The sequence below is a fragment of the Pseudomonas sp. GW821-FHT05H12 genome (genome assembly GCF_059419385.1).
Genome location: NZ_JBWKRS010000011.1, coordinates 117,531 through 142,055, shown reverse-complemented (window position 1 = coordinate 142,055; position 24,525 = coordinate 117,531). Strand labels below are relative to the sequence as shown.

25 protein-coding genes are annotated in these 24,525 nt (G+C 60.0%); 14 read left to right on the top strand and 11 right to left on the bottom strand.

Annotation, left to right across the window (positions count from 1 at the left end):
- Positions 1-128: 128 nt before the first annotated feature.
- The 3 genes from AC07SU_RS12405 to AC07SU_RS12395 form a co-directional block, all read right to left on the bottom strand.
- On the bottom strand, positions 129-956 hold the full coding sequence (locus tag AC07SU_RS12405; RefSeq protein WP_176994253.1) for an ATPase: 828 nt from the start codon (positions 954-956) through the stop codon (positions 129-131).
- A 127-nt stretch (positions 957-1,083) separates the two neighbouring features.
- Positions 1,084-2,082 carry an NAD-dependent epimerase/dehydratase family protein gene (locus AC07SU_RS12400; RefSeq protein ID WP_176994254.1) on the bottom strand — a complete coding sequence of 333 codons (999 nt, stop codon included), beginning with the start codon at positions 2,080-2,082 and terminating at the stop codon, positions 1,084-1,086.
- 52 nt (positions 2,083-2,134) lie between these two features.
- Complete coding sequence (locus AC07SU_RS12395) at positions 2,135-3,028, bottom strand: LysR family transcriptional regulator ArgP (RefSeq protein WP_176994255.1); 894 nt, start codon at positions 3,026-3,028, stop codon at positions 2,135-2,137.
- Positions 3,029-3,127: 99 nt separating this feature from the next.
- On the opposite strand from AC07SU_RS12395, the gene AC07SU_RS12390 reads away from it, so the two are divergent.
- From AC07SU_RS12390 to AC07SU_RS12360, 7 genes are all read left to right on the top strand, one after another.
- Entirely contained in the window at positions 3,128-3,529 is a 402-nt protein-coding gene (locus AC07SU_RS12390) for an ACT domain-containing protein (protein ID WP_176994256.1), read from the top strand.
- A gap of 6 nt (positions 3,530-3,535) precedes the next feature.
- Positions 3,536-4,135, top strand: coding sequence for a LysE/ArgO family amino acid transporter (locus tag AC07SU_RS12385; protein WP_494997172.1), 600 nt, complete (start codon positions 3,536-3,538; stop codon positions 4,133-4,135).
- A gap of 178 nt (positions 4,136-4,313) precedes the next feature.
- Positions 4,314-4,910, top strand: a complete 597-nt coding sequence (locus AC07SU_RS12380; RefSeq protein WP_003212997.1) for a superoxide dismutase — start codon at positions 4,314-4,316, stop codon at positions 4,908-4,910.
- 128 nt (positions 4,911-5,038) lie between these two features.
- On the top strand, positions 5,039-5,284 hold the full coding sequence (locus AC07SU_RS12375; protein WP_176994258.1) for a hypothetical protein: 246 nt from the start codon (positions 5,039-5,041) through the stop codon (positions 5,282-5,284).
- 205 nt (positions 5,285-5,489) lie between these two features.
- Positions 5,490-7,541: a putative bifunctional diguanylate cyclase/phosphodiesterase gene (locus AC07SU_RS12370; protein WP_176994259.1), complete on the top strand. Its 2,052-nt coding sequence runs from the start codon at positions 5,490-5,492 to the stop codon at positions 7,539-7,541.
- Positions 7,542-7,668: 127 nt separating this feature from the next.
- A complete protein-coding gene (locus AC07SU_RS12365; protein WP_494997171.1) occupies positions 7,669-9,012 on the top strand; it encodes an imelysin family protein in 1,344 nt (447 codons plus the stop codon).
- 250 nt (positions 9,013-9,262) lie between these two features.
- Positions 9,263-10,717, top strand: coding sequence for a TrkH family potassium uptake protein (locus tag AC07SU_RS12360; RefSeq protein ID WP_176994261.1), 1,455 nt, complete (start codon positions 9,263-9,265; stop codon positions 10,715-10,717).
- Here AC07SU_RS12360 and AC07SU_RS12355 read toward each other — a convergent pair.
- Positions 10,674-11,732 carry an AraC family transcriptional regulator gene (locus AC07SU_RS12355; RefSeq protein ID WP_494997170.1) on the bottom strand — a complete coding sequence of 353 codons (1,059 nt, stop codon included), beginning with the start codon at positions 11,730-11,732 and terminating at the stop codon, positions 10,674-10,676. The two genes, AC07SU_RS12360 and AC07SU_RS12355, sit on opposite strands and share 44 nt — an antisense overlap.
- A gap of 160 nt (positions 11,733-11,892) precedes the next feature.
- On the opposite strand from AC07SU_RS12355, the gene AC07SU_RS12350 reads away from it, so the two are divergent.
- The 3 genes from AC07SU_RS12350 to AC07SU_RS12340 all read left to right on the top strand — a co-directional run bounded on the left by AC07SU_RS12350 (position 11,893) and on the right by AC07SU_RS12340 (position 14,035).
- Entirely contained in the window at positions 11,893-12,204 is a 312-nt protein-coding gene (locus AC07SU_RS12350; protein WP_176994263.1) for an Mpo1-like protein, read from the top strand.
- 348 nt (positions 12,205-12,552) lie between these two features.
- Positions 12,553-12,735, top strand: a complete 183-nt coding sequence (locus AC07SU_RS12345; RefSeq protein ID WP_176994264.1) for a hypothetical protein — start codon at positions 12,553-12,555, stop codon at positions 12,733-12,735.
- 103 nt (positions 12,736-12,838) lie between these two features.
- Complete coding sequence (locus tag AC07SU_RS12340) at positions 12,839-14,035, top strand: MFS transporter (RefSeq protein ID WP_494997169.1); 1,197 nt, start codon at positions 12,839-12,841, stop codon at positions 14,033-14,035.
- Here the strand turns inward: AC07SU_RS12340 and arfB are convergent.
- Together arfB and AC07SU_RS12330 are read right to left on the bottom strand one after the other, a co-directional pair.
- Positions 14,032-14,445 (bottom strand): alternative ribosome rescue aminoacyl-tRNA hydrolase ArfB, encoded by a 414-nt coding sequence (gene arfB / locus AC07SU_RS12335; RefSeq protein WP_494997168.1) that lies wholly within the window; start codon positions 14,443-14,445, stop codon positions 14,032-14,034. The two genes, AC07SU_RS12340 and arfB, sit on opposite strands and share 4 nt — an antisense overlap.
- A gap of 12 nt (positions 14,446-14,457) precedes the next feature.
- Entirely contained in the window at positions 14,458-15,141 is a 684-nt protein-coding gene (locus AC07SU_RS12330) for a pentapeptide repeat-containing protein (protein ID WP_494997167.1), read from the bottom strand.
- Positions 15,142-15,273: 132 nt separating this feature from the next.
- Between AC07SU_RS12330 and AC07SU_RS12325 the strand changes: the two genes are divergently transcribed.
- Positions 15,274-16,530 (top strand): AAA family ATPase, encoded by a 1,257-nt coding sequence (locus AC07SU_RS12325; protein WP_494997166.1) that lies wholly within the window; start codon positions 15,274-15,276, stop codon positions 16,528-16,530.
- A gap of 2 nt (positions 16,531-16,532) precedes the next feature.
- The gene (locus AC07SU_RS12320) at positions 16,533-17,159 is read left to right on the top strand and encodes an RloB family protein (protein ID WP_494997165.1); all 627 of its coding nucleotides are present in this window, start codon (positions 16,533-16,535) and stop codon (positions 17,157-17,159) included.
- Between the two features lie 59 nt (positions 17,160-17,218).
- Here AC07SU_RS12320 and AC07SU_RS12315 read toward each other — a convergent pair whose 3' ends face one another.
- Positions 17,219-18,640 carry an amino acid permease gene (locus tag AC07SU_RS12315; RefSeq protein ID WP_494997164.1) on the bottom strand — a complete coding sequence of 474 codons (1,422 nt, stop codon included), beginning with the start codon at positions 18,638-18,640 and terminating at the stop codon, positions 17,219-17,221.
- Between the two features lie 639 nt (positions 18,641-19,279).
- Here AC07SU_RS12315 and AC07SU_RS12310 point away from each other — a divergent pair.
- Complete coding sequence (locus AC07SU_RS12310; RefSeq protein ID WP_003175756.1) at positions 19,280-19,417, top strand: hypothetical protein; 138 nt, start codon at positions 19,280-19,282, stop codon at positions 19,415-19,417.
- Between the two features lie 72 nt (positions 19,418-19,489).
- Positions 19,490-20,449: a CgnE/CgnB domain-containing protein gene (locus AC07SU_RS12305; RefSeq protein ID WP_494997163.1), complete on the top strand. Its 960-nt coding sequence runs from the start codon at positions 19,490-19,492 to the stop codon at positions 20,447-20,449.
- Positions 20,450-20,629: 180 nt separating this feature from the next.
- Here AC07SU_RS12305 and rluB read toward each other — a convergent pair whose 3' ends face one another.
- From rluB to AC07SU_RS12285, 4 genes are all read right to left on the bottom strand, one after another.
- Positions 20,630-21,841, bottom strand: coding sequence for a 23S rRNA pseudouridine(2605) synthase RluB (gene rluB / locus AC07SU_RS12300; RefSeq protein WP_494997162.1), 1,212 nt, complete (start codon positions 21,839-21,841; stop codon positions 20,630-20,632).
- Between the two features lie 283 nt (positions 21,842-22,124).
- Entirely contained in the window at positions 22,125-23,057 is a 933-nt protein-coding gene (gene scpB / locus AC07SU_RS12295; protein WP_494997161.1) for an SMC-Scp complex subunit ScpB, read from the bottom strand.
- A 12-nt stretch (positions 23,058-23,069) separates the two neighbouring features.
- Positions 23,070-23,888 (bottom strand): segregation and condensation protein A, encoded by an 819-nt coding sequence (locus AC07SU_RS12290; RefSeq protein WP_065887637.1) that lies wholly within the window; start codon positions 23,886-23,888, stop codon positions 23,070-23,072.
- Positions 23,889-24,518 (bottom strand): L-threonylcarbamoyladenylate synthase, encoded by a 630-nt coding sequence (locus tag AC07SU_RS12285; protein WP_176994410.1) that lies wholly within the window; start codon positions 24,516-24,518, stop codon positions 23,889-23,891. It lies immediately after the preceding gene.
- Positions 24,519-24,525 lie beyond the last annotated feature (7 nt).

Here is a 24,525-nt window from a genome sequence, read left to right as displayed (position 1 = left end):
TAGTGAGCGGGCTTGCCCCGCGCTGGGTGGCGCAGCCGCCCCAACCCAGGCACCGCATTTATCCAGTTAACCTGCGTTGGCAGGTTTTGGGGCCCCAGCGCGGGGCAAGCCCGCTCACTACAGGCAGCTCAGCGGGCGGGGGTGTTGAGTTGTTGTTGCAGGTTCTGCACCTGGCTTTGCAAGGTAGTGATGTTGCGCGTGGTCTGGATGCGGAACACGTCGAACTCCTTGTTGGTCGGCGCGTCGCTGTTGCCCGGCTGGTTGTCCTGGGCACTCTTCAACACCACCAGGTCCTGCTCGAGACGGGCGATGGCCGCGCTCGGGTTGCCCTGCTTCTTCAGGGCGGCCACGTCGGCGGACAAGTCCTTGATCTCGGTATCACGCTTGCCTGCATCACCTTGCGCGGCTTTCAAAGTCGCTACGGCATCGGTCAGGGCCTGGACCTGCCCTTGCAGCTTGGCGTTGGCGTTCGACAGGTCGGTGGTGCTGGCGGTCATCTGCGCCAGGCGCTGGTCCAGCACGGTGGCCTGGCCGGCGACGCCGACCTGCTGCTTGCCCTGTTCCAGCAACTGGCTTTCCAACTGCTTGATCTGCAACTTGAGGGCTTCACTGCCATTGTTCACGCTGGCTTCGCTGGCCACCACCTTGCCGGAAATATCCTGCAGGCGCCCCGCCGCTTCTTCGCTGATGCGCGCGAAACTTTCCTGGGTGGCGACCAGTTGCTGGCCCATCAGGGAGATCTGCTGGAAGCTCCACCAGGCGAGGCCGGCGAAGGCGATCAGCAGCGCGCCGACCAGCGCCCACAGCGGGCCGGTGCTGGCACTCTTGACCTTGACCACCGGCGTCGTGCGCGAACGCACGGAGGTGGCGGGAGTCGGCTCGAAATCATCATCGTCCCCGTGGTCTGCCCGCAGGCTGGGAACATTGTCGAAATCGTCGTTAGCATCGTTACGCATGTATCAACCCTGAATCGGTGAGATGGCTGCCTGGAAAGCCGAGCGACCGGAGTATAAACCGCGCCCGCGCCGCACTGGTCGACCTGAAACCTCGAATTCGGTTCCCGATGTGTTGCCTGATGTGAGCTTACTTGAGCCCAGGATCCTGGGCTTTCCACCAACTGCAGAACTCGTCGAGGGCGGTCCACAGGCTGACCTTGGGCTCGTAGTCCAGATAATGCCTCGCCCGGCTGATGTCGAGGGTGAAATCTTTGTTCATCACCTGCATGCCCAAGCGTGATAACGCCGGCTCCGGACGCCCCGGCCACATCGCGCAGAACGCTTCGTTCAACGCCGCCACACTGTAGGCCAGGCCGTAGGACCGATATCGGGTGACCTGTGGCATGTCCATCTGGCGCATCACGTAGTTCACTACATCCCACACCGGCACCGGCGTGCCATTGCTGATGTTGTAGGCCTTGCCCAAGGCCGAGCCCGTGGCCAGCAAACTGCTGAGCAGCGCCTCGTTCAGGTTGTGCACGCTGGTGAAGTCGACCTTGTTCAAGCCGTCGCCGACGATGGCCAGGCGGTTCTTGCGCTGCATCTTCAGCAGACGCGGGAAAATGCTCATGTCCCCGGCGCCGGTGACAAAGCGCGGGCGCAGGGCAATCACCTCCAGGCCGAACTCCTGGGCGCCAAACACCTTTTGCTCGGCCAGGTACTTGGTGGCAGCGTAAGGATGCTTGAAGCGCTTGGGCACTTGCTCTTCGGTCAGGCCCAGGTGGTCGCGCCCATCAAAGTAGATCGACGGCGACGACAAGTGCACCAGGCGCCCCACCCGTTGTTTCAGGCAGGCTTCGACGACGTTTTCGGTGACCAGCACATTGCCTTGGTGGAAGTCCTGATATTTGCCCCACAACCCGACGGCACCGGCGCAATGCACTACGGCCTCGACATCGCGGCACAGGTCGCGCACCAGGTCGGCGTCATTCAGGTCACCCTGGATAAACTCGGCGCCACGCCGTATCAGGTGCTCCACACCTTCGGCACGTCGCCCGTTGACCCGTACGTCCAGGCCCTGCTCCAGGGCGAAACGCGCAAAGCGCCCGCCAATGAAGCCGCTTGCGCCGGTGACCAGAATTTTCATGTATTACCCCGTGCTCTTTCGTTTTTCATCGCTGTTGCCTTGACGCCCGCTGTCACGCCAACGGCACCAGCCATTGGCCACACGCCTGGGCCAGATGGTCGGTCAACAAGCCCAACAATTGCCCGCCACTGCGCCAATGATGCCAGTACAGCGGCACATCGATGGGCTTATCTGGCAATAACTCCAGTAAAACGCCCTTTTCCAGTTGGTCACGTACCTGCAATTCGGGCACCAGGCCCCAGCCGAGACCGGCTTCTGTCAGGCGGATAAACCCTTCCGACGAGGGGCACAAATGGTGTTCAAAACCACCGTCCACGCCCAAGGAAGCCAGGTAGCGGTGTTGCAGGAAATCATCCGGGCCGAACACCAGCGCCGGAGTCCGGGCCAACTGATCCGCGCGCACACCGTTTGGGAAATGCCGCGCAATAAAGGCCGGACTGGCCAGCGCCCGATAGCGCATGGCACCGAGCAACAGGCTGCGGGCACCGGCCACCGGGCGCTCGCTGGCGCAGATACAGGCCGCCACTTCACCGGCACGCATGCGCTTGAGGCCCACGGTCTGGTCCTCCACCACCAGGTCCAGCAACAAGTGCTGCTCGGCGCAAAAGCCACTGACCGCTTCGGCCCACCAGGTGGCGAGGCTGTCGGCATTCAGGGCGATGCGCAGGCGCTCGGGCATACCCTCTTCGTCCAGCGCCGGCACCTGGCTTTGCAGGTCACGCTCCAACAGCCGCACCTGTTGCACATGGTTGAGCAGGCGGCGGCCGATATCGGTGGGCGTCGGCGGCGTAGCGCGCACCAGCACCGGTTGGCCGATACGGGCTTCCAGCAACTTGATGCGCTGGGAGATCGCCGATTGCGACAGCCCCAACACCTGGGCGCCACGCTCGAAACCGGCCTGTTCCACGATCGCCGCCAGGGCGGAAAGCAATTTATAGTCGAACATCAGTTTCTCTAATGAGCGATCAGCAATATTGGTTTTTCTTATACAGCGTAGTCCGTGAGAATGACCAGCATTGCTTCTCTCTACTTCAAGGAACTTCACATGGCTGGCGAAACCGCCCTGGCAACCCTGCTGCGCAGCATGAGCCCGCAACTCAATGACGGTGACTACGTGTTCTGCACCCTGCCCGACAACCGTATCCCGCCAGGGTGCGAGGCGATCGGCAGCTTTCGAGAACAGGAAGGCCTGACGCTGATTGTCGAGCGCCAACAAGCAGAAGACGCCGGGCTGAGCTTCGACTACGTCGCTGCCTGGATCACCCTGAATGTGCATTCAGCCCTTGAAGCCGTTGGCCTGACGGCCGCGTTTGCCAGCGCCTTGGGCAAGGCTGGCATCAGTTGCAACGTGATCGCCGGTTTCTACCACGACCACCTGTTTGTCGGCCGCGCCGATGCCGAGCGCGCCATGGGCGTGCTGCGGCAACTGGCAGCAGACGCGGAGTAACTCACTATGTGGCAAAGCTACCTGAACGGGCTGTTGGTGGCCCTGGGCCTGATCATGGCCATCGGCACACAGAACGCATTTGTGCTGGCGCAAAGCCTGCGCCGTGAACATCACTTGCCCGTGGCGGCGCTGTGCGTGGTATGCGATGCGTTGCTGGTGGCTGCGGGCGTGTTCGGCCTGGCCACGGTGCTGGCACAGAACCCACTGTTGCTGGCAGTTGCGCGCTGGGGCGGCGCGGCGTTCCTGCTGTGGTACGGCACCCTGGCATTGCGCCGGGCGTTTTCCAAACAAAGCCTTGAACAAGGCGATAACCTAAAGGTGCGCTCATTGCGTGACGTGTTGCTCAGCGCCCTGGCCGTGACGTTGCTCAATCCTCACGTGTACCTGGACACCGTGCTGCTGATCGGCTCGCTGGGCGCGCAACAAACCGAACCCGGCGCTTATGTCGCGGGGGCGGCCAGCGCGTCGTTCCTGTGGTTCGCCACCCTGGCGCTCGGCGCTGCGTGGCTGGCGCCCTGGTTGGCACGCCCCGCAACGTGGCGTCTGCTGGACCTGCTGGTGGCGGCGATGATGTTCAGCGTGGCTTATCAATTGATTGCCGCGTAGCGAATATTCCAAAACGCTCTGGAACCTCTATCCCACACAGTTGTTGCGTGGTTTTGCCGCACCCCCGGTGCTATGATCCGGACCCTGCGCCGCAAAGAGTACAAACTCCCCGGCGCTTGTTTGGCCGCCCGTGATCGGCCTTGCGCTCACCGCAACTGACCTGATTAGGAGAATCATCATGGCTTTCGAATTGCCGCCGCTGCCCTACGCACACGATGCCCTGCAGCCGCACATTTCCAAGGAAACCTTGGAATACCACCACGACAAGCACCACAACACCTATGTCGTGAACCTGAACAACCTGGTGCCAGGCACCGAGTTCGAAGGCAAGACCCTGGAAGAGATCGTCAAATCCTCCTCGGGCGGCATCTTCAACAACGCCGCTCAGGTCTGGAACCACACCTTCTACTGGAACTGCCTGGCGCCAAACGCCGGTGGCCAACCTACCGGCGCGCTGGCTGAAGCCATCAACGCTGCGTTCGGTTCGTTCGACAAGTTCAAGGAAGAGTTCACCAAGACGTCCGTCGGTACCTTCGGTTCCGGTTGGGGCTGGCTGGTGAAAAAGGCTGACGGTTCCCTGGCCCTGGCCAGCACCATCGGCGCCGGCAACCCGCTGACCAGCGGCGACACCCCGCTGCTGACCTGCGACGTCTGGGAACACGCCTACTACATCGACTACCGCAACGTGCGTCCAAAGTATGTGGAAGCGTTCTGGAACCTGGTCAACTGGAAGTTCGTGGCTGAGCAGTTCGAAGGCAAAACCTTCACTGCCTAAGCAACCCTTGCAGTAAAAAAAGCCCGGTGATTGCCGGGCTTTTTTGTGGGCGATGGAACCAGAGCCACGACACGAACCACGCAGGGAGGGAGAGGAATTGACCTCTACTACCTGTCGGAGAATTCAATATGTCCATTGCAGCAGCCGCCGCAGCAACAGCCGCTATTCCACTGGTTGGCGATCTCGTGAAAGCGGCACTTCCCGTCGCGGGCGAAGTTGTCAAAGCGGCCTCAGCGCTCCTTCAACCCTTCGCCGATGGGGCGGCAAAAAAGATTTTCGGCGAAGACACTTCAGACGCTAACCAGTCTGGAACCATCAACTTTGCGACCACTGTCGATAAAAAGATCACTTTCGACCTTCCCAAGTCGGCGTAACCGTCCACTTGATTGAGGCGCCGCCCATCAGCGGTCAGGTCTCTTCAGGCAGGCGGGTGTCAATCCGCCTTGCCCTTCCCTCATTGCCTCCCCCGCCAGATCATCTTTAACCCGCCTTTGCCCCAATGTTCCTTTGACTGCCATCACGAGATTGCCAATACTCATGGCATATTGAGGCTACCCGCATGGAACAAGGAATGACCCTTTGAAGCTGGAACTCAAAAACAGCTTGTCGGTGAAGTTGCTACGGGTTGTGCTGCTGTCGGCATTGATCGTGGGCGTGGCACTGAGTGCGGCGCAGATCGTTTTCGATGCCTACAAGACGCGCCAGGCCGTGGCCGGTGATGCCCAGCGTATCCTCGACATGTTTCGCGACCCCTCGACCCAGGCCGTCTACAGCCTGGACCGCGAGATGGGCATGCAAGTGATCGAAGGCCTGTTCCAGGACGATGCCGTGCGCATGGCCTCTATCGGTCATCCCAACGAAACCATGCTCGCCGAAAAAAGCCGCGCACTTCAGCAATCGCCCTCTCGCTGGCTGACCGACCTGATTCTTGGCCAGGAACGCACCTTTACCACCTCACTGGTCGGCAAAGGCCCCTACAGCGAGTATTACGGCGACCTGAGCATCACCCTGGACACCGCCACCTACGGCAAGGGCTTTCTGGTCAGTTCGGTGATCATCTTCATTTCTGGCGTGCTGCGCGCCTTGGCCATGGGCCTGGTGCTGTACCTGGTCTATCACTGGCTGCTGACCAAGCCGTTGTCGCGGATTATCGAACACCTGACCTCGATCAACCCGGACCGGCCCAGCGAACACAAGATCCCGCTGCTCAAAGGCCATGAACGCAACGAGCTGGGGCTGTGGATAAACACCGCCAACCAGTTGCTCGAATCCATCGAACGCAACACTCATTTGCGCCATGAGGCCGAAACCAGCCTGCTGCGCATGGCCCAGTACGACTTTCTCACCGGTTTGCCGAACCGCCAGAAATTGCAGGAGCAACTGGACAAGATCCTGATCGACGCCGGCCGCCGTCAGCGTCGCGTGGCGGTGTTGTGCGTGGGCCTGGATGACTTCAAAAGCGTCAACGAACAGTTCACCTACCAGGCCGGTGACAAACTGCTGCTGGCCCTGGCTGACCGTCTGCGCGCCCACAGTGGCCGCCTGGGTGCCCTCGCCCGCTTGGGCGGTGACCAATTCGCGCTGGTACAGGCCGATATCGACCAGCCCTACGAAGCCGCCGAACTGGCGCAAAGCATCCTCGATGACCTGGAAGCCGAGTTCGCCCTGGAGCACGAGCAGATTCGCCTGCGCGCCACCATCGGCATCACCTTGTTCCCGGAAGACGGCGACAGCACCGAGAAGCTGCTGCAAAAAGCCGAACAGACCATGACGTTGGCCAAGAGCCGCTCGCGCAACCGCTATCAGTTCTATATCGCCAGCGTCGACAGCGAAATGCGCCGGCGCCGCGAGCTGGAAAAAGACCTGCGCGAGGCCCTGAACCGCGAGCAATTCCACCTGGTGTACCAACCTCAGATCAGCTACCGCGACCATCGCGTGGTGGGCGTGGAAGCGCTGATTCGCTGGCAGCACCCGGAACACGGCCTGGTGCCGCCGGACCTGTTCATCCCGCTGGCGGAACAGAACGGCACCATTATTCCGATCGGCGAGTGGGTGTTGGACCAGGCTTGCCGGCAGTTGCGCGAATGGCATGACCTGGGCTTCACCGACCTGCGCATGGCGGTCAACCTGTCCACAGTGCAACTGCACCACACCGAGCTGCCGCGGGTGGTCAACAACCTGATGCAGATCTACCGCCTGCCGCCGCGCAGCCTGGAACTGGAAGTCACCGAGACCGGCCTGATGGAAGACATCAGCACCGCCGCCCAACACTTGCTGAGTCTGCGTCGCTCCGGGGCGCTGATCGCCATCGATGACTTCGGCACCGGCTATTCGTCGCTGAGTTACCTCAAGAGCCTGCCGCTGGACAAGATCAAGATCGACAAGAGCTTCGTGCAAGATCTGCTCGATGACGACGACGATGCGACCATCGTGCGCGCCATCATCCAACTGGGCAAAAGCCTGGGGATGCAGGTGATCGCCGAAGGGGTGGAAACCGCCGAACAAGAGGCCTACATCATTTCCGAAGGCTGCCACGAAGGTCAGGGCTACCACTACAGCAAACCGCTGCAGGCCCGGGAGCTGGCGGCCTTTCTGAAGCAGTCCGAGCGCAACAACGCGGCGATTCTCTGAAACAGCAAAACGATACTAAATATTTCCCTCGCATAAACCTTTACACAAAATGCAAATCTTTCGCATTATGTCGCAGTTTTTGCGCTCCCCCGCGCGCCCTATCAACAACCGAAGCAGGATGTTCGCCATGATTCGTATGCCCCTGGCCACCGCCAGTCTGCTGGCCATTGCCATTTCTCTCGCCGGTTGCGGCGAAGGTAAAGACAAGGCCGCCGCAAACCAGGCGCCGACCCCGGCTGCCAGCACTACCGCTCCAGCGGCTGCCACCCCAGCAGGCCAGGTCGACGAAACGGCCGCCAAAGCCGTGGTCGCGCATTACGCTGACATGGTATTCGCGGTGTACAGCGACGCCGAGTCCACTGCAAAAACCCTGCAAACCGCCATCGACACCTTCCTGGCCAACCCGAACGACGAAACCCTGAAAGCAGCCCGTACTGCTTGGATCGCCGCGCGCGTGCCGTACCTGCAGAGCGAAGTGTTCCGCTTCGGCAACACCATCATCGACGACTGGGAAGGCCAAGTGAACGCCTGGCCCCTGGACGAAGGCCTGATCGACTACGTCGACAAATCCTACGAGCACGCCCTGGGCAACCCGGGCGCCAACGCCAACATCATCGCCAACACCGAGATCCAGGTCGGCGAAGACAAGGTCGACGTCAAGGACATCACCCCGGAAAAACTCGCCAGCCTCAATGAGCTGGGCGGTTCCGAAGCCAACGTTGCCACCGGCTACCACGCCATCGAATTCCTGCTCTGGGGCCAGGACCTCAACGGCACCGGCCCTGGCGCGGGCAACCGCCCTGCCTCCGACTACCTGACCGGCGACGGCGCCACGGGCGGCAACAACGAGCGTCGCCGCACCTACCTGCGCGCCGTGACCCAACTGCTAGTGAGCGACCTGGAAGAAATGGTCGGCAACTGGAAACCCAACGTCGAAGACAACTACCGCGCCACCCTGGAGGCAGAACCTGCCACCGACGGCCTGCGCAAAATGCTGTTCGGCATGGGCAGCCTGTCCCTGGGCGAACTGGCCGGTGAGCGCATGAAGGTTTCCCTGGAAGCCAACTCGCCAGAAGACGAGCAAGACTGCTTCAGCGACAACACCCACAACTCGCACTTCTACGACGCCAAGGGCATCCGCAACGTCTACCTGGGCGAGTACACCCGTGTCGACGGCACCAAGATGACCGGCGCCAGCCTGTCGTCCCTGGTGGCCAAGGCCGACCCGGCTGCCGACAGCGCGCTCAAGGCCGACCTGGCGTCGACCGAAGCGAAGATCCAGGTCATGGTTGACCACGCCAACAAAGGCGAGCACTACGATCAGTTGATCGCTGCCGGTAACGACCAGGGCAACCAGATCGTGCGCGACGCCATCGCCGCACTGGTCAAGCAGACCGGTTCGATCGAAGCCGCTGCCGGCAAGCTGGGCATCAGCGACCTGAACCCGGACAACGCTGATCACGAGTTCTGATCCGTTCGGTGTTGAGAGAGGCGACCTTCGGGTCGCCTTTTTTATGCGCGCACTCTCAGCCACCCCATACTCCTGTGGGAGCTGGCTTGCCTGCGATAGCGGCGTATCAGTTAATGAAGATGTTGCTGACCCACTGCTATCGCAGGCAAGCCAGCTCCCACAGTTGATCTACGTTGCTCCCAAGCCCCGGTTTACATGCTCTGCACCGCAGGTAGAATGGCGCCTCTGCCCAATCACCCGAGCACATTTCATGGCGTTGCCGACCCTACGCATCATCGGTTTCATCATCGGCATCTTCCTGATCACCCTTGCGATCGCCATGGTCGTCCCGATGGCCACCCTGGTGATCTTCGAACGCACACAAGACCTGCCCTCGTTCCTGTGGGCCAGCATGATCACCTTTATCGCCGGCCTAGCCCTGGTCATTCCCGGCCGCCCCGAGCATGTGCACCTGCGTCCCCGGGACATGTACCTGCTCACCGTCACCAGCTGGGTGGTGGTGTGCGTGTTCGCCGCCCTGCCCTTTCTGCTGACCCAGCACATCAGCTACACCGACTCGTTTTTTGAAAGCATGTCCGGCATCACCGCCACCGGTTCCACGGTGCTGAGCGGGCTGGACAGCATGTCCCCGGGCATCTTGATGTGGCGCTCGCTGCTGCACTGGCTCGGCGGCATCGGCTTTATCGGCATGGCGGTGGCGATCCTGCCGCTGCTGCGCATCGGTGGCATGCGCCTGTTCCAGACCGAGTCCTCGGACCGCTCGGAAAAGGTCATGCCCCGCTCACACATGGTGGCGCGGCTGATCGTGGCGACGTATGTGGGCATCACGATCCTCGGCAGCCTGGCGTTCTGGTGGGCCGGCATGGGCCTGTTCGACGCGATCAACCACGCGATGTCAGCCATTTCCACCGGGGGTTTCTCCACCTCCGATGAGTCCCTCGCCCACTGGAAACAACCTGCCGTGCACTGGGTGGCGGTGGTGGTGATGATTCTCGGCAGCCTGCCGTTCACCCTGTATGTGGCCACGTTGCGCGGCAACCGTCGGGCACTGATCAAGGATCAGCAGGTACAAGGCTTGCTCGGCCTGTTGATCGTGACCTGGCTGGTGCTCGGCACCTGGTACTGGTGGACCACCGACCTGCACTGGCTGGACGCGCTGCGGCATGTGGCGGTGAACGTCACGTCCGTGGTCACCACGACCGGCTTTGCGCTGGGGGACTACAGCATCTGGGGCAACTTCTCACTGATGCTATTCTTCTACCTGGGCTTTGTCGGCGGCTGCTCCGGCTCTACGGCGGGCGGCATCAAGATCTTCCGGTTCCAGGTCGCCTATATCCTGCTCAAGGCCAACTTGAACCAGCTGATTCACCCGCGCGCGGTGATCAAGCAGAAGTACAACGGCCACCGCCTCGATGAAGAAATCGTACGCTCGATCCTGACCTTTTCGTTCTTCTTCGCTATCACCATCTGCGCCATTGCCCTGGCCTTGTCGCTGCTCGGGCTGGATTGGATGACCGCGTTGACCGGCGCCGCCAGCACCGTGTCCGGCGTGGGCCCGGGCCTGGGCGAGACCATCGGCCCGGCCGGCAACTTCGCCAGCCTGCCGGATGCGGCCAAGTGGATCCTGTCGTTCGGCATGCTGCTGGGGCGGCTGGAGATCATTACAGTCTTTGTTCTGTGCATTCCGGCGTTCTGGCGTCACTGACCGTCGAGGCTTCCAGCAAACGCGCCCGGTATTCGCCGGGCGTGGCGTCGAACCAGCGGCGAAACGCGCGGAAGAAATTGCTCGGGTCGGCAAACCCCAGCAGGTAGGCGATTTCCAGCAGGGTCATGCTCGGCTGTGCCAGGTACTGCTCGGCCAATTCGCGGCGGGTGTCGTCGAGCAGCGATTGGAAACTGGTGCCTTCCTCCTGCAAACGCCGCTGCAGCGTGCGCTGGGACAGGTGCAGGGTCTGGGCGACCACCTCACGCTTGGGCTCGCCCTGGGGCAACAGGCGACACAGCACCTGCCGCGCCTTGTGGGTCACGCGGCTTTCCGAAAAACGCGCCAGGTATTCACCGGCAAACCGATCATGCAACAGCGCCATGGCCTCGTTGGCCGTGGGCAGCGGCGCGTCCATGTCGGCCCGCTCGAAAATCAACGCGTCATAGGGTGCGTTGAATTCCAGGGGGGCGTGGAAGGCTTGTTTATAGGGCGCCAGGTCCACCGGCTGATCGCCTTGCAACAGCACCTTGCGCGGCTGCAGGGTACGTCCGGTCAACCAGCCGCAGAGCGCCAGGGCGCTGGCCAGCGAGGCCTCGGCGCTTTGTCGGGTGGGCGGCAAGTGGTCACCATGCACCGTCAGAATCAGCGCATAGCCTTCGGGCAACAGTCGGAAACTCAGGTCGGCACTTTCAGCGATGATCCGCTGGTAGCGCACCAGGCGCATAAAGCCTTCGGCCAGCGTGTTGCTGGACATCAGCGCATAACCGGCCACATGAAAGGATGCAGGGCGCACCACCTTGCCCATGTTCAAGCCTATCGCCGGGTTGCCCGACAGCTCGACCGCCCGCTGCCAGAGCCGGGTCATGGAGTCTTGTGGAAAACGCGCATCAGGGTCACTGAGGGCGGCATAGTCCAGGCCCAATTGCTTGAACAAGGCACGGCAGTCCAGGCCGTCCATTTCCAACGCCTTGACTATCCCCATCGCCCAGCTTGCAGAAGTTGTTCGTTCGCTCATGGCGTCTTCTTAAAAAAGCAGGCTTAAACGGCAGCCAGGAAGCCAAGGATACTAAAGTGGCATCTATTGTCACTGGCTGTTACCACTGATCACTCTAGACTCAAATAAGCTCCCCGCCGAACATCTGTTGGGCACCACAATAACGAGAGGGCCGGCTACAGTGGAAAATGTCAGACAATTCAATAGCTTCGCTGAGTTCTACCCGTATTACCTGAGCGAACACAGCAACAGCACCTGTCGGCGCCTGCACTTTATCGGCACTACGCTGGTGATTGGCATCCTGGCCTATGCCATCGGCAGAGGTTCATTGGGCCTGCTGATCGCCTTGCCGATAGCCGGTTACAGCTTTGCCTGGGTCGGCCATTTCTTCTTCGAAAAAAACCGCCCGGCGACCTTCCAGCACCCGTTCTACAGCCTGTTGGGGGATTTTGTGATGTACCGCGACATGATCCTGGGCAAGGTGCCGTTCTAGCCCCACGACCGTTTTAAGCGTGAAAGTTCGTACATCCGTCGAGATAAAAATCTTTTTGTCATTTTAGGTGCTGTATCCTGCCAAGGCTTTTTGAGAGCGCGGAATCACCTGCGATTGATAAAACAGACCTTGCGAGGAGCGACAACGATGCACGAGATACCTAATCTCCCCTTCCCAAGCCTGCACCCAACCGAGCAGCCAACACCGCAGCAGGCCAGCAACAAGCAGCCTGAGGCCAAAGAAGCAAAACCAGTCGACAGCAAACGCCAGGACTGACGCCGTAACAGACCGTGTGGAAAGCGCAACTTTGAGCGCTTTCCACACTGCCTGAAGACTTTGGATACCGCGATGACCGACACCCTCCCCGACTCTCCCGACGCCGCCGTACTCGACGCTGCCCTGCAGATGGTCGACGTGTGGAACCGTCTGAGCGCCGACAAACAGGCTTTGCTGCTCAAGCGCTTCGGCACCCAGGAAAACGCCCTGGCCGCCCTGGTGACCACCCAGCTGTTGGCCCCTGCCCAGCCTTGACGTCTTTTTGAGCGACGATTTTTGCTTTTGCCGCCCTGCGCAGGCCAAAGCACCGGTATCATTAGCAGCCTATCTTTACCTGCTGCGACAGTGGACCTTTCCCATGCCAGATAACCAGCGCCCCATGGCGGTCACGCTGCAAGTCGTTTCCATCGTGTTGTTTACCTTTATCGGCTACCTGAACATCGGCATTCCCCTCGCCGTGTTACCGGGCTATGTGCACAGTGAACTGGGCTATGGCGCGGTGATCGCCGGCCTGGTGATCAGCGTGCAATACCTGGCCACCCTGCTGAGCCGCCCGTATGCGGGCAAAATCATCGACAACCTGGGCAGCAAGCGCGCGGTGCTGATCGGTTTGGCCGGTTGCGGCCTGAGCGGCGTGTTCATGTTATTCGCGGCATTCTTTTCCAGCTTGCCGGCCTTGAGCCTGGGCAGCCTGCTGATCGGCCGCCTGGTGCTGGGCAGCGCCGAAAGCCTGGTAGGTTCCGGCGCCATCGGCTGGGGCATTGGCCGCGTCGGTGCGGCGAATACCGCCAAGGTCATCTCCTGGAACGGCATCGCCAGCTACGGGGCGCTGGCCGTCGGCGCACCGCTGGGCGTGTTGCTGGTCAGGAACTTCGGGCTGTGGAGCATGGGCGTCAGCATTATTCTGCTGGCGGTCGTCGGCCTGATGCTGGCCTGGAATAAAGTCGCCGCGCCTATCGTTGCCGGCGTGCGCCTGCCGTTCATGAACGTGCTGGGCCGGGTATTGCCCCACGGCTGCGCCCTGGCCTTGGGTTCGATCGGCTTTGGCACCATCGCCACCTTCATCACGCTGTACTACACCACCCAGCATTGGGATAACGCGGTGTGGGCCTTGAGCCTGTTCGGCGCCAGTTTTATCGGCGCACGCCTGCTGTTTGGCAATTTGATCAACCGGATTGGCGGCTTTCGCGTGGCCATCGCCTGCCTGTCGGTGGAGGTCCTTGGCCTGCTGTTGCTGTGGCTGGCGCCGGACGCCAACCTGGCTCTGGCCGGTGCGGCGTTGAGCGGGTTCGGCTTTTCCCTGGTGTTTCCGTCCCTGGGTGTGGAGGCGGTCAACCTGGTGCCAGCGTCCAGCCGGGGTTCGGCCGTGGGGGCTTATTCGTTGTTTATCGACTTGTCCCTGGGCATCACTGGCCCTCTGGCGGGCGCCGTGGCGGCAGGCTTTGGCTTTGCGTCGATCTTCCTGTTCGCCGCCCTGGCCGCCTGCGGTGGGTTGCTGCTCAGCGTCTACCTGTACCGCCAGGCCCCCAAAGCCCGCGAAGCGCGCGACGCCTAGAAGTCGACCTTGCCGCGCCCGGCCTTGATCGTGCCGCGCTTGGTCTTGGATTCCAGGCGGCGCTTTTTCGAGCCCAGGGTCGGTTTGGTCGGGCGGCGCTTCTTTTCCACCTTGGTGGCGCTGAGGATCAGTTCCACCAAACGCTCCAATGCATCCGCGCGATTCTGCTCCTGGGTCCGGTATTGCTGGGCCTTGAGCACCAGCACGCCTTCACTGGTAATGCGGCTGTCCCGCAGCGCGAGCAAGCGCTCCTTGTAGAACGCCGGCAGCGACGAGGCTGGAATATCAAAGCGCAGATGCACCGCGCTCGACACCTTGTTGACGTTCTGCCCACCGGCGCCCTGGGCGCGGATGGCGGTCAGCTCGATCTCGGAATCGGGCAAGTGCACATTATTGGAAATGACCAGCATCACTGAAAAACCTTAGGCAACGGACAAGCCCAACTCGGACAACAACATCGACGCCTGGGCTTTGGAAATCACGGCGCCTTTGAACAGTTTGGCATCATTGAGGCGAAACCCGCTCAAATCCGCGCCACGCAAATCCGCGCCAGCGAAGTTGGCACCGTTGATGCGCGCATGGGCCAGGCTGCAGTCGATCAGTTCAGCCTTGCGAAAGTCCGCGTCCGACAAGTCGCTGTCGGAGAAATCCAGGTTATTGAGCACCGTGCGCGCAAACGACAAGCCGGATAAAAACGCGCTGTTGAGCAAGCTCTCACTGAAGCTCAGGCCCAATGAAGCGCAATGGGTAAAGTTGGCGCCGGTCAACTTGCACTGCTCAAAATGGGCCTGGGACAGTTTGCTGCGTTGCCAGCGAGTGTTGTTCAGGTCGCAACTGTGGAACTGCGCTTCCAACAGATTCGCCGCTTCGAAGATCGCCTGGCCGGCGCGACAGCTTTTCCACTGCGTGCCTTCCAGCCGTGAGCCGAGGAACGAAGTCTGGACCAGGATACAGCGCTCGAATACCCAGTGGTCCAGTGCCATGCGTGACAGGTCGGCCCCGCTCAGGTCGACCCCCACCAGGCGCAAAGGCCCGCCGTGTTTGTCGATCAGGTCTTCCAGCTCGTCGCGCTGCAGGGTGCCGCCGTCGATGTCGGTGTGGTGCATGGAGGTCTCATGAAGAGCAGGAACGAGGTGAGAGTCTAACTCGCAACATCATGAAGTGCAGAAAAAATGCAGCTAGCTTCGTATTTGGCTATATTGGGATCCTCTGAGCATCATCAATTGCGGGTTTTCTGCATGTTAATCGAATTTTCTGTCAGTAATTTTCGCTCCTTTCGGGAGAAACAGACCTTGTCGATGGTGGCATCGCCTCGTCTAGGAAAGAAGCAAAACGTTTTTGATCCAGAAGTGATCGGTGAAAACCTGCCAAAGTTGTTAAAGGTTGCCGCCATTTACGGACCTAACGCTTCAGGCAAGTCGAGCCTTATCAAAGCACTTCAAGTCATCTCTTCTCTATTACACCAATCGCCAAGTAACCAATACTTGATACCCGTGGCCCCGTTTCGATTCGATGCTGCGCTCGCAGATAAACCGAGCTGCTTTGAGTTCAACTTCATTGAGAACGGTCTTCGTTTCCAATATTTTCTATCCACAACCTCAACACGCGTCTTTGAAGAGTCTTTGATCTCGTACCCGAGAGGACGGGAAACACTGCTTTACTCAAGAACATTCCATCCGGAAACGGGGGAGAAATATATTCTAGGAGATTCACTGGAAGGCGACACTATTGTTCACGAGGCGTGGAAGAACCTTACTTCCCCCAAAAGCCTTTTTTTGGCTCAAGCCGTACTTAATAGCAGCGAAAAACTCCAGCAATTGAGGACTCCTTATAACTGGCTTAAGTCTTCGTCAATCTGCGTGGAGCAGGACGATATAAATTCAATTTCGCTTTCCTCTCGAACTATCATTATGCGGGATTCAAAAGCGAAAGAATTACTCCAAGACCTCCTTCAACGACTAGACGTACCCATCACCAACATACGCTTTGAGGAGAGCCCAAAGTTAAAAGAAATAGACATAGATTCCTCTGGCTTCAGGGAGTACACAAAATTAATTGAGAAAGAATCAAAAACCAAGCTAACACATACAACCGCGTTAGGAGAGGCTGAGTTTGACTTCAGTGAGGAGTCTGGCGGAACTCAAAACCTTGTAGCATTCTGGCTACCACTACTTAACTTAAGCCACGCAACTAGAGACATGCTTGTAGTTATCGACGAATTCGATAGTAGCTTGCATCCTAAAATCGTCGAAAGCCTTGTTCAGGACCATTTGAATAGCGTTGGAAAATCCCAACTAATATTCACAACACATGACACCCATCTCATGAATACCAAACTTCTGAGACGAGACCAGTTCTGGCTTACCGAACGTGATGCTAATGGTGCAACCCAAATGTTTTCCGTACACGACTTTCAAGGAAGGGACAGTGAAGATATCGAGAAACGTTATTATGAAGGCCGCTACCGCGGATTGCCGATTCTAAGCAGGAGCTGAATATGGCGCGCACAGCGGACTCATTCAATAGACCGGATTCCCGATTTCATCAACAAGCAACGATTCTAATCATCTGTGAAGACCTGCAGTCGAGCAAGGTCTACCTACAAGATGCCGCTAGTCATTTTCGCTCCAACGCGAAATTTGAAATCATTCACTGTGGTGTTACTCATCCAATGGGGATCGTCGAGCATGCCGTGCAGCGGCAGAAAAAGTTTGACAAGGTGTTTTGCGCTATCGATAGGGATACACATGAATCCTTCGATGACGCACTTCGGCTTGCAGAAAAACACGATAAAATAACAGTCATCGCGTCATATCCCTGCTTCGAATACTGGTTACTGTTGCACTTCGGCTACACCCGAAAACCGTATTCCCGTTCAGGTAAACATTCAGCAGGCGATCTAGTCGGGGCAGATCTACGAGCCAAGCGAGGAATGGAGAACTACGCCAAGTCAGGCCTGAAGGGCTACTTTAAGATGCTGGTAGGCGAGCCGCTCAACAACGCGCGCAAGTATGCGCCACGAAGCCTGCAAGATGCGATAGAGAGCAACGATAGAAACCCAAGCACCGAAATTCATCTACTGATCGATGAGTTTGAAGCGATTTCGAAACCTAAAAAACTGTAACTCCCTTACAAAAAACAAACCCGACGCAAGGTCGGGTTTGTCGTTCAAGGCAAGCTGAATCACTCGGTTACCGAAGCAGCAACGCCCGACAACTCCTGCGCCTTACGCTTGTTCTTGACCCAGTAGCATACCGCCATGAACGCCACCCACACCGGGATCGCGTACACCGACACCTGGATCCCCGGGATCATCAGCATGATTACCAGGATAAACGCCACGAACGCCAGGCAAATGATGTTGCCGTACGGGTACCACAGCGCCTTGAACAACGGCACCTGGCCGGTGCGGTTCATGTGCTGGCGGAACTTGAAGTGGGAGAAGCTGATCATCGCCCAGTTGATCACCAACGTGGCCACCACCAGGGACATCAGCAGTTCCAGGGCATGTTGCGGGATCAGGTAGTTCATCAGCACCGCCACCAGGGTAACGGCCGCCGAGGCAAGGATCGAACGTACCGGCACGCCGCGCTTGTCGATCTTGGCCAACGCCCGTGGCGCATCGCCCTGCTCGGCCATGCCCAGCAGCATGCGGCTGTTGCAGTAGGTGCCGCTGTTGTACACCGACAACGCCGCAGTCAGTACCACGAAGTTGAGGATGTGCGCGGCAGTGTTGCTGCCCAGCATCGAGAACACCTGCACGAACGGGCTGCCGCTGTAGGCATCGCCGGAGGCGTTGAGGGTTTGCAGCAGGCTGTCCCAAGGGGTCAGCGACAGCAGCACCACCAGTGCGCCGATGTAGAAGATCAGGATGCGGTAGATCACCTGGTTGATCGCCTTTGGGATCACGGTGCGCGGTTTGTCCGCTTCGGCAGCGGTGAAGCCGAGCATTTCCAGGCCACCGAAGGAGAACATGATGATGGCCATGGCCATCACCAACCCACCGACGCCGTGGGGGAAGAAGCCGCCGTGGTCCCACAGGTTGCTCACCGAGGCTTGCGGGCCGCCGCTGCCGTTGACCAGCAGGTAGCTGCCCAGGGCGATCATGCCGACGATGGCGACCACCTTGATGATCGCAAACCAGAATTCGGCTTCACCGAAGACTTTGACGTTGGCCAGGTTGATCAGGTTGATCAGCACGAAGAACGCCGCAGCCGAGACCCAGGTCGGGATCTCGGGCCACCAGTAGTGCACGTACTTGCCGACGGCGGTCAGCTCCGACATGCCCACCAGGATGTACAGAATCCAGCAGTTCCAGCCCGACAAGAAGCCGGCGAAACCGCCCCAGTACTTGTGGGCAAAGTGGCTGAAGGAACCGGCGACCGGCTCTTCGACGATCATTTCGCCGAGCTGGCGCATGATCATGAAGGCGATGAAGCCGCAGATGGCATAGCCCAGGATCATTGACGGGCCGGCGGATTTGAGCACCCCGGCCGAGCCCAGGAACAGGCCGGTGCCGATGGCGCCCCCGAGGGCGATCAACTGGATATGCCGATTTTTCAGGCCGCGTTTCAGCTCGCCTGAAGAGGAATGGGGTCCACTCATGAAAAGGGTCTCACGCAAGGTTTGATGATGTTGAATGCACGTTGCTGTCTTGAATCTCGACTCAAGCAGCGCCGCTCAAACCCCAGCGCAGGCACCAGGAATACAGCGTCTTTCTAAGGGTCATGCGTCACCTGTTTGTTTTTATCTGTGACGAAATCGAACCCGTCTGGCTCGTGGCCAGGCGGAGTGATCAGGGTAGGTAAACCCTGGGTCTTAGCCTTTTGCGTGGGTACGCAAGGGGGGGTCACAGTAAAACGCGGCGCATTGTACACCGCTCGACAGCTTCGGGCGGCCCTCGGGAGGGGCACGCGACAATCTGTCAGGCATTCCTTACAGCGGCGCCGACCTCAAGAATGTGGCAATTTTTTCGTAAATTAATCGTTACAGCACGGAAAATAAGCGTTACAGCCGGCAACAACCAGAAAAATGTCGGTAGGAAATTTCCGCCAAATTACCTTCGCCAGTCCGTTGTTTTTTCTAAATAAATATTTCTGGCGCAAAAACAGAACAAAAAATCCAAATGAGACCGTGTCAATAAATATTTTGCATTCCGAAACACTCTCTCCTAGGTTCTTCCCACTTGCCCAGTGAAGCCCGCTGGCAAGCCGTTCTCAAACAACGTCCTCTAGGAGAAACACCATGCAAGCACTGGAAAACGACCTGGAAACCGAACTGCAACTCGACGATTGGTTTGAAGCGCCGACCCATGAGGCCGCCGTTGAAATGATGCAAGCCGACGCCGTCGTGCCGTTCGGCACCGCGATGTGGCCGTTCTAATACCCGGCAGGCACTGGCAGGTGCTGTGCACGGCATCTGCCTCCTTACCCAAGGCACAGAAGGACACCCGTCATGGACAAGGCCCGCGCCGTCGAACACTTCCTCTACTACCTGGCCCACCACCCGGCCCTCAGCGGCCTGAACCGGCCGACCGTGCTGCTGGGCCATACCGAGCGCTATGACGCCATCGCCCAGGCGATCACCCACGGCAGCGCCGCCCGTTTCAACTTCCAGGTGCAGCGCCTGGACCTGGTCGCCAGCGACAGCCTGGCCCAGGCCATCGAAGCCTGTGACCTGTACCTGTTTCTCTACGACTCTTCCACCCTGCCCAACCCACGCGCCGAAGGCCCGGACTTTATCCACGCCCTGCAAGGCGTGATGGCCGAGCACTGGAAGAAATCCCTGCTGTTCAAGGACTATGGCGACTATTTCTACGACACCTTCAGCGTCGAACCGCAGCGCATCGCCGACCTCAACGCCACGCTGATCCGGCGCATGTCCCAGGCCAACGTGCTGAGCTTTACCGACAAGCACGGCTCGCGCCTGGAAGCGCCGATGAGCAGCATCAAGAAGTGGACCAATATCAACGGCGTCGGCAACCACGACCTGGCCCCCGGTGAGATCGCCACCCACAGCGAGGCCATCAACGGCCAGGTGCGGTTTGTCGGCACGTTTCTGAGCACCATCCCCTTTGCGCGCAAATACGGCGTGTTGCAGTCACCGTTGGAACTGTGGATCGAGAACTCGACCATCTGCAGCGTGGCCAGCGACGTGCCGGGGCTGGCGGATGACTTCAACAAATACCTGAACGCCAACCCGTCGAACCGGCGTGTGGAGGAATTGGGGATTGGCACCAATGAAGGCGTGAAGGATTTGTACGCACGCAACGCCGGGTTCGAGGAGCGCCATTGCGGGTTGCACCTGGGCCTGGGCGGCGGGCAGAAAGGCAGCCATCACCTGGACTTGATCTTTGCCAGTGGGGTGCTGGCGTTGGATGACAAGCCGGTCTTCGACGGCACCTTCGCCTTCTAGACACACCGCTACCCCCTGTAGGAGCCGGCTTGCCGGCGATGGCGCCAGCAAGTCTTGCACCCGGCTTCAGGACGCCATCGCCGGCAAGCCGGGCTCCTGCAAGGATTGGCGTTGGTCATGAATTCGATCCAAAAAAAACGCCAACCCTAGGGTTGGCGTTTTTGTGCAGCGTTTAACACATCACTGCGGTTTCTTGCGACCAAAACCAGGACGCTGACCCGAACCGGCCGGGGCGCCGCGGCGTTTGCCTGACGGCTCGTCCGCTACCAGTTTCGGGCCAGGGCGCTTGTTCGCTGCCGGCTTGGCTGGACGCTTGGTGCTGGCGTTATCAGCCGGACGATCGCTTTCACCGCGGTTGCTGCGACCACCGGCCGGCGCTGGGCGCGGTGCACGTGGCGCACGCTCACCTTCCTGGCGGGACGGCGCAGTTGGGCGACGCTCGCCTTCGATCTGCGGCTCACGGGAAATGCGACCGCCAGTGGCCGGTGCATTCAACGCTGGGCGCAGGGTACGGGCCACGCGCTCGGTACGGGCCACAGGGCGCGACGATTTACGCTGCATACGCTCAAGCTTGTCTTTGCTCTTGGCGTTCATCTGCGGCATCGCCACCGGTGTCAGGCCCACTTCGGCGCTGAGGATGTCAACTTCGTACTGGCTCATTTCGCGCCAGCGGCCCATCGGCAGGTCGGAGTTCAGGAACACCGGGCCGAAACGCACGCGCTTCAGGCGGCTGACCACCAAGCCCTGGGATTCCCACAGGCGACGTACTTCGCGGTTACGGCCTTCCATCACCACGCAGTGGTACCAGTGGTTGAAGCCTTCACCACCTGGCGCCTGCTTGATGTCGGTGAACTTGGCCGGGCCGTCTTCGAGGACAACACCCGCTTTCAAGCGCTCGATCATCTCGTCGTCAACTTCGCCACGTACGCGCACGGCGTATTCGCGGTCCATCTCGTACGACGGGTGCATCAGGCGGTTGGCCAACTCACCGTCGGTGGTGAACATCAGCAAGCCGGTGGTGTTGATGTCCAGGCGACCGATGTTGATCCAGCGGCCTTCTTTGGGCTTGGGCATCTTGTCGAACACGGTCGGACGGCCTTCCGGGTCGTCACGGGTGCAGATCTCGCCGTCCGGCTTGTTGTACATGATCACGCGGCGCACCGATTCGGCGGCCTCTTCACGCTTGATGACCTTGCCATCAATGGTGATTGCATCGTGCAGGTCGACGCGCTGGCCGAGGGTAGCCTCGACGCCGTTGACCTTGATGCGCTTCTGGGTGATCCAGGCTTCGACGTCGCGGCGCGAGCCCACGCCGATACGCGCCAGCACCTTTTGCAGTTTTTCGCCTGCTGGGCCGATTTCCTGGCTGTCGTTCTGGTCTTTGTCGTTCATCTTAAGCACCTCCCGGTGGGTCGATTCAGGCGTGGCCTGAAGAGTGTTGAAAGCGGGGCTTTGGCCGACGGTGTCGGCAAAGGGTCGCGAATCATACGCGTATGGCGCGCGTTGCGCATCAGAGACTAGTCGATAAAGGTTAAGTCACCTGCTGTGCGCCGACAGATGGCCCTGTAGGAGCCGGCTTGCCGGCGATGGCTGCCTTGAGGCAGGCAGTGTCTATTCGGGCGCTATCGCCGGCAAGCCGGCTCCTACAGGGGACGGTGGTGTTTGGCAGAGGGTGTCAGTCTTCGAACTGCCGACGCTCGGCTTCGATGGCTTCGGCCAGGGCGCGGGCTTCGTCTTCTTCGTCGCTCAGGGGCGGCTGTTCCAGGGCGGCGACGGCGGCCAGGAGTTTTTCGCGGGCTTCGGCGACGCCGAGGATGTCTTCTGCGGGCTCGGGCTCAGGTTCGATTTCAGGCCCAACGTCGACGCTCTGCTCGGTTTGCGGCTCCGCAGCGCCGTCACGCAGCAAATCGTCGAAGTCGGTCTTGATACCCTGCTCCATGTCGTCCAGTTCCAGCAGCAAGGTGTGGAAACTGGTTTCATCCTTCGGCTCTTCCGGCTCGGCGCTGGCGTCGGCCAGTTCCTGCAGGCCTTGAGGCACCGGCGCGTCGTCGAAGTCGAGCACCGGCTCGGCTTCCATCTCGCGCAGTTCGGCGAGCGGCGGCAAATCGTCGAGGTTCTTCAGGTTGAAGTGGTCGAGAAACACCTTGGTGGTGGCGAACATCGCCGGTTTGCCGGGCACGTCGCGGTAGCCGACGATGCGGATCCACTCGCGCTCCAGCAGCGTCTTGACGATATGGCTGTTGACCGCCACGCCCCGCACGTCCTCGATCTCGCCCCGAGTAATCGGCTGGCGATAGGCGATCAACGCCATGGTCTCCAGCATCGCCCGCGAATAACGCTGCGGGCGTTCTTCCCACAAGCGGCCGACCCACGGGGAAAACTTCTCACGGATCTGCAGGCGATAACCCGACGCCACTTCGCGCAGCTCAAAGGCACGGCCGTCGCAGGACTTGCGCAGGATCTCCAGCGCCTTCTTGAACACCGGCGGCTCAGGGCGCTCGGCTTCTTCAAAGAGTTCGAACAGGCGCTCCAACGATTGCGGTTTGCCCGAGGCCAGTAGAAAGGCCTCCAGCAACGGGGCCAGTTCGCGAGGTTCAGTCAGATTCATCGATTCAGCTCTTTATTCGGCTCGCGCCCGCACGTGGATAGCCGCAAAAGGCTCATTCTGGACCAGCTCGACCAAGGATTCCTTGACCAGTTCGAGGATCGCCATAAAGGTCACCACCACCCCCAGGCGCCCCTCTTCCGCAGTAAACAGCTCGACAAACGGCACAAACCCGCCGCCCTTGAGGCGTTCCAGCACGTCGCTCATGCGCTCACGGGTCGACAGTGCCTCGCGGCTCACCTGGTGGCTTTCAAACATGTCGCCACGGCGCAGCACCTCGGCCATGGACATCAGCAATTCTTCCAGGCTCACGTCCGGCAGCAACTTGCGCGCGCGGGCCTCGGGTGCATCGAGCTTGGGCACCACCACGTCACGGCCCACGCGGCTCAAGCCGTCGATGCCTTCGGCGGCGGCCTTGAAGCGTTCGTACTCCTGCAGGCGGCGGATCAGTTCGGCACGCGGGTCGTCTTCTTCGGCTTCCACCGTCTCCGAACGCGGCAGCAACATGCGCGACTTGATCTCGGCAAGCATGGCGGCCATCACCAGGTACTCGGCGGCCAGTTCCAGGCGCACCGACTGCATCAACTCGACATAGCCCATGTACTGGCGGGTGATTTCCGCCACCGGGATGTCGAGGATGTTGATGTTCTGTTTGCGGATCAGGTACAGCAGCAAGTCCAGCGGGCCTTCGAAGGCTTCAAGGAAGACTTCCAGGGCATCCGGCGGGATGTACAGGTCCAGCGGCATTTCCATGACCGCCTGGCCATAGACCATGGCAAATGGCAGTTCCTGCTGGGCGCCGGCCTGGGGGTCAACCGTTTCCACCACCGACATTCAGGCCTCGACCATGAACGGAGCCGGGTCGCCGCAACCCACGCGGATCACTTCGGGTTCGCCGTCGGCCAGGTTGATCACGGTGGACGCCTTGTTGCCGCCGTAGCCGCCATCGATGATCAGGTCCACCTGTTTTTCCAGCAGTGAACGCATTTCGTACGGGTCGTAAAGCGGCTCGGTCTCGCCGGGCATGATCAGCGACACACTCATCAGCGGCTCACCCAGCTCCGCCAGCAGCGCCAGGGCAATCGGGTGCTCGGGCACGCGCAGGCCGATGGTGCGCTTCTTGGGGTGCAGCAACAGGCGCGGCACTTCACGGGTGGCGTTGAGAATAAAGGTGTAGGGCCCCGGCGTGTGGGCCTTGAGCAGGCGGAAGGTGCCGGTGTCGACCTTGGCGAACAGGCCGAGCTGGGACAGGTCGCTGCAGATCAGCGCGAAGTTGTGCTTGTCGTCCAGCTGACGCAGGCGTCTGACACGCTCGACCGCGCCCTTGTCGCCGATCTGGCAACCAATGGCGTAGGACGAGTCCGTTGGGTAGATCACCACGCCACCGGCACGAATGATCTCCACGGCTTGCTTGATCAGGCGCGCCTGAGGGTTTTCCGGATGAATCTGGAAGAATTGACTCACGTGTTCT

Bases quoted from the DNA above. Each gene is read 5' to 3' on its own strand.
- AC07SU_RS12405 (WP_176994253.1), bottom strand. From the start codon at position 956: ATGCGTAACGATGCTAACGACGATTTCGACAATGTTCCCAGCCTGCGG.
- AC07SU_RS12400 (WP_176994254.1), bottom strand. From the start codon at position 2,082: ATGAAAATTCTGGTCACCGGCGCAAGCGGCTTCATTGGCGGGCGCTTT.
- AC07SU_RS12395 (WP_176994255.1), bottom strand. From the start codon at position 3,028: ATGTTCGACTATAAATTGCTTTCCGCCCTGGCGGCGATCGTGGAACAG.
- AC07SU_RS12390 (WP_176994256.1), top strand. From the start codon at position 3,128: ATGGCTGGCGAAACCGCCCTGGCAACCCTGCTGCGCAGCATGAGCCCG.
- AC07SU_RS12385 (WP_494997172.1), top strand. From the start codon at position 3,536: ATGTGGCAAAGCTACCTGAACGGGCTGTTGGTGGCCCTGGGCCTGATC.
- AC07SU_RS12380 (WP_003212997.1), top strand. From the start codon at position 4,314: ATGGCTTTCGAATTGCCGCCGCTGCCCTACGCACACGATGCCCTGCAG.
- AC07SU_RS12375 (WP_176994258.1), top strand. From the start codon at position 5,039: ATGTCCATTGCAGCAGCCGCCGCAGCAACAGCCGCTATTCCACTGGTT.
- AC07SU_RS12365 (WP_494997171.1), top strand. From the start codon at position 7,669: ATGATTCGTATGCCCCTGGCCACCGCCAGTCTGCTGGCCATTGCCATT.
- AC07SU_RS12360 (WP_176994261.1), top strand. From the start codon at position 9,263: ATGGCGTTGCCGACCCTACGCATCATCGGTTTCATCATCGGCATCTTC.
- AC07SU_RS12355 (WP_494997170.1), bottom strand. From the start codon at position 11,732: ATGAGCGAACGAACAACTTCTGCAAGCTGGGCGATGGGGATAGTCAAG.
- AC07SU_RS12345 (WP_176994264.1), top strand. From the start codon at position 12,553: ATGACCGACACCCTCCCCGACTCTCCCGACGCCGCCGTACTCGACGCT.
- AC07SU_RS12340 (WP_494997169.1), top strand. From the start codon at position 12,839: ATGCCAGATAACCAGCGCCCCATGGCGGTCACGCTGCAAGTCGTTTCC.
- arfB (WP_494997168.1), bottom strand. From the start codon at position 14,445: ATGCTGGTCATTTCCAATAATGTGCACTTGCCCGATTCCGAGATCGAG.
- AC07SU_RS12330 (WP_494997167.1), bottom strand. From the start codon at position 15,141: ATGCACCACACCGACATCGACGGCGGCACCCTGCAGCGCGACGAGCTG.
- AC07SU_RS12325 (WP_494997166.1), top strand. From the start codon at position 15,274: ATGTTAATCGAATTTTCTGTCAGTAATTTTCGCTCCTTTCGGGAGAAA.
- AC07SU_RS12320 (WP_494997165.1), top strand. From the start codon at position 16,533: ATGGCGCGCACAGCGGACTCATTCAATAGACCGGATTCCCGATTTCAT.
- AC07SU_RS12315 (WP_494997164.1), bottom strand. From the start codon at position 18,640: ATGAGTGGACCCCATTCCTCTTCAGGCGAGCTGAAACGCGGCCTGAAA.
- AC07SU_RS12310 (WP_003175756.1), top strand. From the start codon at position 19,280: ATGCAAGCACTGGAAAACGACCTGGAAACCGAACTGCAACTCGACGAT.
- AC07SU_RS12305 (WP_494997163.1), top strand. From the start codon at position 19,490: ATGGACAAGGCCCGCGCCGTCGAACACTTCCTCTACTACCTGGCCCAC.
- rluB (WP_494997162.1), bottom strand. From the start codon at position 21,841: ATGAACGACAAAGACCAGAACGACAGCCAGGAAATCGGCCCAGCAGGC.
- scpB (WP_494997161.1), bottom strand. From the start codon at position 23,057: ATGAATCTGACTGAACCTCGCGAACTGGCCCCGTTGCTGGAGGCCTTT.
- AC07SU_RS12290 (WP_065887637.1), bottom strand. From the start codon at position 23,888: ATGTCGGTGGTGGAAACGGTTGACCCCCAGGCCGGCGCCCAGCAGGAA.